Raw genomic sequence first — 7,523 nt, 5'->3', positions numbered from 1 at the left:
GTCCCGGCCCCCCCGCGACGGCCGCCGGCCGCGGCCGGCGACCCGGCGGCTGGCCGACGGCGACACCCGCGGGCGGCGGGCAGGCTCCGGCACAGCCCGCTCCGGCCCCGGCCGCCACCCCCGCTCCGCCCGCCGCCGCTCCGGGAGCGCCCCAGGCCCCGGCCGGGCCACCGGCCGCGGGTGGCCTCGACCCCCGCACGCTGTGGCCGAACATCCTGGAGGCGGTGAAGAACCGCCGCCGGTTCACCTGGATCCTGCTCAGCCAGAACGCCCAGGTCACGGCGTTCGACGGCACGACTCTCCAGATCGGCTTCGTGAACGCCGGTGCGCGGGACAACTTCGCGAGCAGTGGCAGCGAGGACGTGCTGCGGCAGGCGCTCGCGGAGCAGTTCAACGTGCAGTGGAAGGTCGAGGCGATCGTGGACGCCTCGGGCGGTTCGGTCCCGCCGGCCGCTCCGGCGGGCTCAGGGTTCGGCGGCGGAGGCGGTTACGGCGGTGGCGGCGGCGGCTACGGAGGCGGTGGCGGTGGCGCCGGTGGTTACGGCGGGTCTCCGGCCGGCCAGCGCCCCGCGCCCCAGCAGTCCTCGGCTCCGGCCTCGCAGCCCCCGGCCCCGCAGTCCGGCCCGTCCGCGGGCCACACCCAGGGCCGGGGCATGTCCGCGCCCGCGTCGGCCCCGTCCCCGGCACACGAGCCGCCGCCGGTCGCCCCCGAGGACGACACCCCCGAGGACGACGACCCCGACCTGGACGAGTCCGCCCTCTCGGGCCACGACCTGATCGTCCGCGAGCTGGGGGCGACGGTGCTGGAGGAGTTCTCGAACGAGTGAGGGACCGGGACGCCGGTTTCCGACACCTCGGACCCCCGCGAAGCACCCTCGGTGACGGGGTCCCACCGCTCCACCCGGCCCACGCGGCGACCCACGACCCACGACCCATGGCCCCCGGAGTCCCGCGAGCCGCGCCGTGCGGGCCCGGATGTCACCGCTGTCGCTTTCCCCGCTCCGCTTCTCCCCCGAAGAGATCGCCGAGGTGACGACCTTCACCGGTGGGGGCCCGCCCTAGGCGAGGGCCCCGTGTCCAGGAGTGGCATCGGCCGAGAGGGCCGGACCGCGGGAGTGGGTCCCGGTGGTGGTTGCCGGCGTGTCGGGGGCGGCCCGGTTCGGAGGATCGCACCAGCTCCGCGACCCCCTCGCTTCGGAAGCCCCTACAAGGGCACCCTCGTGCGGCGGTTAGGCTGACCCCGTGAAGGTCCTTGTCATCGGTGGCGGCGCCCGCGAACACGCCCTGTGCCGCTCCCTGTCCCTCGACCCCGACGTCACCGCCCTGTACTGCGCTCCCGGGAACGCGGGGATCGCGGAGGTGGCGGAGCTGCACGCGGTCGACGCTCTCGACGGCACCGCCGTGGCCGCGCTGGCCACGGAGCTCGGCGCCGAACTGGTGATCGTGGGCCCGGAGGCCCCGCTGGTCGCCGGTGTCGCCGACGCCGTGCGCGCGGCGGGCATCCCCTGCTTCGGCCCCTCCGGGGAGGCCGCGCAGCTGGAGGGCTCCAAGGCGTTCGCGAAGGACGTGATGGCGGGTGCCGGCGTCCCCACGGCGCGCTCGTACGTCTGTGCGACGCCGGAGGAGGTCGAGGAGGCGCTCGACGCGTTCGGAGCGCCGTACGTCGTGAAGGACGACGGACTGGCCGCCGGCAAGGGTGTCGTCGTGACCGACGACCTCGACGCGGCGCGCGCGCACGCCAACGCCTGCGACCGCGTCGTCATCGAGGAGTTCCTCGACGGCCCCGAGGTCTCCCTCTTCGCGATCACCGACGGCACGACCGTCGTCCCGCTCCAGCCCGCCCAGGACTTCAAGCGCGCGCTGGACGGCGACGAAGGCCCGAACACCGGCGGCATGGGCGCGTACTCGCCGCTGCCCTGGGCGGACCCGAAGCTCGTCGAGGAGGTCATGGAGACCGTCCTCCAGCCGACCGTCGACGAACTGCGCCGCCGCGGCACACCGTTCTCCGGACTGCTGTACGCCGGTCTGGCGATCACCAGCCGTGGCGTGCGGGTCATCGAGTTCAACGCCCGCTTCGGCGACCCCGAGACCCAGGTCGTTCTCGCCCGTCTGAAGACCCCGCTCGCCGGTGTCCTGCTGGCGTCCGCGAACGGCACCCTCGCCGATCTCGAACCGCTGCGCTGGAGCGAGAAGGCCGCGGTCACCGTGGTCGTGGCCTCGCACAACTACCCGGACACCCCGCGCACCGGCGACCCGATCACCGGGCTCGACGACGTGGCCGCCGAGGACGCCCCGCACGCGTACGTCCTGCACGCCGGCACCCGGCACGAGGGCGGAGCGGTGGTGAGCGCGGGCGGTCGCGTGCTGTCCGTCACGGCGGTCGGATCGGACCTCACCGAGGCCCGCGAGCGCGCCTACACGGCGGTCGCCCGCATCGGCCTCGATGGTGCGCAGCACCGCACGGACATCGCCGCGAAGGCGGCGTCGGAGGCGTAGCCGCAGGTTCCCCATAGCATCACCGGGCCCCGGATTCCGTACGGAATCCGGGGCTCTGTGGTGCGGGAACCGGCCACTTCCACCTGCGGGTTTCTGTACGGAACCGGGGGCCTGATCATGGCCCACCGTCATCCACCTTTCCCCAGAGCCATTCCATCGAGTGACCGATGCCCCAACCGGCTGACGAGGGCCGAGGCCCCAACTAGGGTGCGGCGAAAGCATTCCGGCACTTGGCCCACCGGCATTGCGATGTCGGTGGCGGGTGCCACAGTGGGGGAGTGAGCAACGCCAGGGCATCCGTCGGCACCGGCAGTGGAAAGGCCGGGGCCCGGCGGACAACAGGGGGTGACGTCCGGTCGTGACCGGTATGGGTGTGGGTGTGGAGGCGGGCGCGCAGACCGCGCGCTCCCGGGCTCTCGCTGTGCTGCGCATCCGCAGCAGGGCGCTGGCCGTCGCCCTGCTGCCCGCGGCCGCGGCCGTCGTGCTGCTCGTCGGTGGCTCCACCGGCCGGATCACCGGCGAGCCCTGGGGGACCGCGCGGTGGATCGTGACGGTCGTCGCCGTCGTCGTCCTTCTGGCGGCGGCGGGCATCGCGCTCGTCGTGGCCCGCGCCCGGCCCGCGATGAGCCCCACCGTCCCCGTCTCCGAGGCATCGGCCCCCGATCTCTACCGGATGGTCCGTGACCTGGCCGACCGTCTCGACGTACCGGCCCCCTCGGCGATAGCGCTCACCCCGGACTGCGACAGCTGGCTGGAGGACCGCACCCACCGGGCCCACGGCCGGTCCTCGGCGGGCAGCGGGGACGCGTCGGACCGCGCGGACGGCGAACGGGGCGGCCTGGGAGTGCCCGGACTGACGAACCGTGTCCGCCGAGCCCCCGTCGCCCCCGTCCTCGTCATCGGCTCCCCCTTCCTGTGGTGGATGCGGGTCGGAGAGCTGCGGGCGGTCCTCGCCCCGGTCGTCGCCGGAACGGGCCCGTCCGCGCACCCGGACATAGCCGCGGCCCGCCGTTTCGTACGCGGCCTGGACGCTGCCGTGGCCGTGGCCTCGGCACCCGGCCGCGGCCCGCTGTCCCGCACGGTCCTGGCCGGTGTGGGCTGGGTGACCCGTCTTCTGCTGCGCAGCTGCCGGGGTCATGCCGCCGAGATGGAGCGGGGTGTGGCGTCCGCGGCGGCCGAGCGTGCACAGGCTGTGGACTACGGCGTGCGGATCGTCGCCCAGGAACAGGTGGGTCTGGCGTACGCGGGCTGGGACCGTCTGCTGACCCGTGTCGCGCTCCCTGCCTGGCGCATGGGCCGCTGGCCCTCCCGGTTGGACGTGGGCGTCGTCGCGGCGCTGACCGAGCTGTCCCGCCGCGACCGGCTGGCCGAGGGTTTCACCTCCCGCCTCGGCGAACGCCCCGCCTGCGACCTGCTCGAAGAGCCCGGCACCGTGGACGAGGCGGCTTCGCTGCTCGCCGCCCGCCTCTTTCACGGCGGTCCCGCCGAGGCCGGCCCCGACTGGGCGCCGGTCGACTGGCAGGACTACCCGGACGAGGTCGTCGACCGCAAGTGGCGTACGGACGCGGCCCGCCTCCACCGTGTCCTGGACGCGCTCGGCGTCCGGCACCCCGCCGACCCCGCGCTGCCCGAGGCGGACGGCCCGACGCTGGCCCGGGTGATGGACCATCTGACCGCGCCGACGGAGCACCTGTCCGCACCGGCGGACGACAGGCTCGCCCCGGCCCCGGCTCCCGAACCGGATGCCGCCCTCGCCGCGCACCGCACGGAAGCGTACGGCGAGATGGGTATCGCCGAGAGCGACGACCCGGACCTTGCCGTGGGGAACGAACGGTCGGCCGCTCTCGCGGCAAGGCTCACCACGGAAGTGGCCCGCGAGGAGGCGTCCGCCCCGGCGCCGCATCCGCCCGCCGGGGGCGCCGAGCAGCAGGGCCCCGACCACGCCCTCTGGGACGACGGGATGCTTCCGCTGTTCCCCCTCCAGCCGCCCCGGACCGGTCGCGAACTGCTGGCCGACCACGTCACGGCGATGGTCTGCTGCGCCGCGATGGACACCGCCGGGGCGACCCCCGGGCTGGACTGGCTGGACGGCCCGTCCCTCCTCGTCGCGGGGGAACGAGCCGCCGACCTCGGCCCCCGGGTCCTCACCCTGATAGAGACCGGTGATCCGGCACCCCTGCGGGACTGGCTCCGTCACCTCGGCGTCCGCCCGGAGAAACCGGTCCGCCTCGTCTGACGCCCGTCCGGCGGCCGCCCACGCTGTTCGCCGCTGCCTGCGCCCCGGCGGAGGCAGCCGTTCCTCTCACGCCAATTCGCGACGAACGGTGACGGACCGCGTGCGTAATGTGATGTGCTGGGACCGATCGCGCACGGCGCAAGGGCTTACCAGAACGACGGGGGCACCAGGGAGGGGAGCAGCCATGGGATCGGAGCAGATCCGCCGCTGGGAGTCGGGAGCACTCGCGCACGCCGTCACGGATCCCTTCGGCCAGGGTCCCGTTCCCTGGCTCCGCGGCAGTGAGACCTATTTCGACGACACCGGCCATGTCGTCCCCTGGTACCTGGACACCGACGCGGCCCAGCCGCCGCACCCGGCGACCGGCGCGTCCAGGATCCCGGGCCCGCGCGCCACCTCCGGCACCCGCGCGCGTTCCGGCACCGGAGGCCCCCGCTCCGCGGACGACGTCCACCGCCAGATCAAGGGCTTCACCACCACGGGTGCCGCCGCTCCCGGCGAGTCCATCGACTTCCATGTCACCGTGGACCCGCCACAGCAGTTCAGCGTCGACATCTACCGCATCGGCCACTACGGCGGGGACGGTGCCAGCAAGATCACCACGAGCCCCCGTCTCTCCGGCATCGTCCAGCCACCCCCGCTCACGGCCGACCGCACCGTCTCCTGCCATCACTGGTGGCTGTCCTGGCGCCTCCAGATCCCGTCCTACTGGAGTGTCGGCGCCTATGTCGCCGTCCTCACCACCGCCGACGGCTACCGCTCGCACGTCCCCTTCACCGTCCGCAATCACCAGACGGCCGACCTGCTCCTGCTGCTCCCGGACATCACCTGGCAGGCGTACAACCTGTATCCGGAGGACGGCCACACCGGCGCCAGCCTCTACCACGCCTGGGACGAGAACGGCCGTCTGCTCGGCGAGGCCGACGCCGCGACGACCGTCTCCTTCGACCGCCCGTACGCGGGCGCGGGTCTCCCCCTCCATGTGGGCCACGCCTACGACTTCATCCGCTGGGCGGAGCGTTACGGCTACGACCTCGCGTACGCCGACGCCCGCGACCTGCACGCCGGACGCGTCGACCCCACCCGCTACCGCGGTCTGGTCTTCCCGGGCCACGACGAGTACTGGTCGCCGCAGATGCGCCGCACCACGGAACTCGCCCGCGAGCACGGCACCTCGCTCGTCTTCCTCTCCGCAAACACCATGTACTGGCAGGTGGAGTTGGGGCCGTCCCCCTCGGGCGTCGCCGACCGGCTGCTGACCTGCCGGAAGCGCCGGGGTCCGGGCAGGCCCGCCCTGTGGCGCGAGATCGACCGTCCGGAGCAGCAGCTCATCGGCATCCAGTACGCGGGACGGGTCCCCGAGCCGCACCCCCTGATCGTCCGCAACGCCGACCACTGGCTGTGGGAGGCGACCGGCGCGCACGAGGGCGACGAAGTGGAGGGCATGGTCGCCGGTGAGGCGGACCGTTACTTCCCGCGCACCCCACTGCCGGAGCACCAGGGCCGGATCCTGCTCGCGCACTCCCCGTACCCGGACAGCGAGGGCACGCCCCGGCATCAGGAGACCTCGCTCTACCGGGCCCCGTCCGGCGCCCTGGTCTTCGCGTCCGGAACGTTTGCGTGGTCCCCGGCCCTCGATCGTCCCGGCCACGTGGATCCGCGTATCCAGCGGGCGACCGCCAATCTCCTCGACCGCATCTGCAAACACGACTGAGACCCGGCGGGGAAAGCCCCGCCGGGGCGCCTCCCGCCACCCCCGCTCCGCGCACACCCAGGGCCGCCCGTCACGCCCCCTGTCCGAACTTGCTCGTCCCGTACGGGAGAATCGAGTCACTTGGACAGAACCACGGGGAGGAACCGTGTCCGGATTCGTCGAAAAGCCCGAGCCCCTTCAGGTGCCGGGTCTGGTACATCTGCACACCGGCAAGGTGCGCGACCTGTATCAGAACGAGGCGGGCGACCTCGTGATGGTCGCCAGCGACCGCATCTCCGCCTACGACTGGGTTCTCCCCACCGAGATCCCCGACAAGGGCCGCACACTCACCCAGCTCTCCCTGTGGTGGTTCGACCAGCTCTCCGAACTGGCCCCCAACCACGTGCTGAGCACCGAACTCCCGCCCGGCGCCCCCGCGGACTGGGCCGGCCGCACCCTGATCTGCAAGTCCCTGCGGATGGCCCCGGTCGAGTGCGTCGCCCGCGGCTACCTGACCGGTTCGGGTCTCGTCGAGTACAACCAGACCCGCACGGTCTGCGGCCTCGCGCTGCCTGAGGGTCTCGTCGACGGCTCGGAACTCCCCGCGCCGATCTTCACCCCCGCCACCAAGGCCGCGGTCGGCGAGCACGACGAGAACGTCTCGTACGAGGAGGTGGCCCGTCAGGTCGGCGCCGACACCGCCGCCGAACTGCGCCAGGCGACCCTCGCCGTCTACAGCCGCGCCCGCGACATCGCCCTCGATCGGGGCATCATCCTCGCGGACACGAAGTTCGAGTTCGGCTACGAGGGCGAGACCCTCGTCCTCGCCGACGAGGTGCTGACCCCCGACTCCTCGCGCTTCTGGCCCGCCGACGTGTGGGAGCCGGGCCATGCGCAGCCGTCCTTCGACAAGCAGTACGTCCGCGACTGGCTGACCTCCGCGGAGTCCGGCTGGGACCGCAAGAGCGAGCAGCCGCCGCCCGCCCTGCCCGAGCACGTCGTGGAAGCCACCCGCGCCAAGTACATCGAGGCCTACGAGCGACTGACGGGCATCCGCTGGTCCTGACCTCGTCCCGGGGGCCGGCCCCCGCCCGGCCC

General features: G+C 73.5%; 4 protein-coding genes and 1 pseudogene. All 5 read left to right on the top strand.

Annotated features, from left to right (window positions below):
- Positions 1 to 827: pseudogene (locus ACFWBT_RS40165) on the top strand (DNA polymerase III subunit gamma and tau); the annotation flags it as partial.
- Positions 828 to 1,242: 415 nt separating this feature from the next.
- Positions 1,243 to 2,496 carry a phosphoribosylamine--glycine ligase gene (purD, locus tag ACFWBT_RS40160; protein WP_385708963.1) on the top strand — a complete coding sequence of 418 codons (1,254 nt, stop codon included), beginning with the start codon at positions 1,243 to 1,245 and terminating at the stop codon, positions 2,494 to 2,496.
- Between the two features lie 367 nt (positions 2,497 to 2,863).
- A complete protein-coding gene (locus ACFWBT_RS40155) occupies positions 2,864 to 4,732 on the top strand; it encodes a hypothetical protein (protein WP_385708965.1) in 1,869 nt (622 codons plus the stop codon).
- A 184-nt stretch (positions 4,733 to 4,916) separates the two neighbouring features.
- Entirely contained in the window at positions 4,917 to 6,446 is a 1,530-nt protein-coding gene (locus ACFWBT_RS40150; RefSeq protein ID WP_385708960.1) for a N,N-dimethylformamidase beta subunit family domain-containing protein, read from the top strand.
- A gap of 145 nt (positions 6,447 to 6,591) precedes the next feature.
- Positions 6,592 to 7,491 carry a phosphoribosylaminoimidazolesuccinocarboxamide synthase gene (locus ACFWBT_RS40145; protein ID WP_385708958.1) on the top strand — a complete coding sequence of 300 codons (900 nt, stop codon included), beginning with the start codon at positions 6,592 to 6,594 and terminating at the stop codon, positions 7,489 to 7,491.
- The last annotated feature ends 32 nt before the right edge of the window (positions 7,492 to 7,523 follow it).

This window comes from Streptomyces sp. NPDC060027, assembly GCF_042737005.1.
Taxonomy (GTDB): domain Bacteria; phylum Actinomycetota; class Actinomycetes; order Streptomycetales; family Streptomycetaceae; genus Streptomyces.
Note: the sequence above shows the minus strand (reverse complement) of the source record. Positions and strands in the feature narration are given on the sequence as shown.

Excerpts from the sequence above, each read along its gene's own strand:
- ACFWBT_RS40155 (WP_385708965.1), top strand. The coding sequence starts at position 2,864 with ATGGGTGTGGGTGTGGAGGCGGGCGCGCAGACCGCGCGCTCCCGGGCT.
- ACFWBT_RS40150 (WP_385708960.1), top strand. The coding sequence starts at position 4,917 with ATGGGATCGGAGCAGATCCGCCGCTGGGAGTCGGGAGCACTCGCGCAC.